This window comes from Candidatus Hakubella thermalkaliphila, from assembly GCF_013281975.1.
Taxonomy (GTDB): domain Bacteria; phylum Actinomycetota; class Humimicrobiia; order Hakubellales; family Hakubellaceae; genus Hakubella; species Hakubella thermalkaliphila.
In genome coordinates this window covers 1-1,088 of sequence record NZ_BLRZ01000289.1, presented here as the reverse complement: position 1 = coordinate 1,088, position 1,088 = coordinate 1, and the positions used below count along the sequence as shown (strand labels likewise).

2 protein-coding genes are annotated in these 1,088 nt (G+C 50.8%); both read left to right on the top strand.

Annotated elements, in window-relative coordinates:
- Positions 1 to 121, top strand: a 121-nt coding sequence (gene rpmE / locus HW443_RS11650) for a 50S ribosomal protein L31 (protein ID WP_176238266.1), incomplete at its 5' end; no start/stop codon positions are given.
- Positions 122 to 246: 125 nt separating this feature from the next.
- Complete coding sequence (thyX, locus tag HW443_RS11645) at positions 247 to 939, top strand: FAD-dependent thymidylate synthase (RefSeq protein WP_176230779.1); 693 nt, start codon at positions 247 to 249, stop codon at positions 937 to 939.
- Positions 940 to 1,088: the final 149 nt, after the last annotated feature.

Here is a 1,088-nt window from a genome sequence, read left to right as displayed (position 1 = left end):
GGAACTAAAAGTAGAAATCTGTTCCAGGTGTCATCCTTTTTACACTGGAAAGCAAAAGTTAGTTGACGCCGGCGGTAGAGTGGAGAGGCTTGAGAGAAGATATGGGATAAGGAAGAAGTGACCTCCTCCCCGCCCTTACGGGTCGGGGCTTCCTAATGTGATGGTTAATACATGTTAGTCCATATACGTCTCGGACAGTCTGATTTCAGGTCATGATCGCCTCTAGTTGAAAAAGGTGCCCTATTTATGCGCATTATACTCCTGGCCCATACTCCAGACCCGGAAAGGGCCATTGCCACCGCGGCCCGGCTTTGCTACTCACCCAGCGGAGCAGTTGAGCTGGCGGAGAAGATGACCGATGCCGAGGTGAAAAAGCTCATCAAATTCATTGTGGCTTCGGGACACCACAGTACCATCGAGCACGCCAGTTTTACCTTTGCCATCGAGGGCATCTCTCGGGCCTGTACCCATCAATTGGTCCGCCATCGGCTGGCTTCCTATAATCAACAGTCCCAACGATACGTCAAGTTCGACCAGAACCTCAGCTTCATTGTGCCTCCGGAGATAGAAAAGAATCCCGAGGCTAAAGATCTTTTCATCGAGCTTCAGGGAGAGATAATGAGGACCTACTGCCAGCTCCTGGAGTTGGGTATACTTGCCGAAGATGCTCGTTATGTCCTGCCCAACGCTGCCGAGAGTAAAATAATAGTCACCATGAACGCCCGGGAGCTTTTCCACTTTTTTACTCTCCGAACCTGCGAAAGGGCTCAATGGGAGATCAGAGAGATGGCCTGGAAGATGTTAAACATGGTCAGACCCCTTTGCTCCACTGTTTTTGAGAATGCTGGACCTTACTGTTTCCGGGGGCCCTGCCCGGAAGGCAAATTCAAGTGTGCCAGACCTCCTAAAAAGAGCGAGATGTATGAGACGGCATATTGAGAGTGAGAGGAGGCTGTTTTATCGACCCCCGGGGAGAGGTAAGAAGGACTCACACCGGACTTTTCTTTCCTTTGCAGGGCTCCCTTTCATCTTTGAAGGAATCGCCCATGCACCGCGGCGCACCACATCGCATGAAAATTGGGTTATTT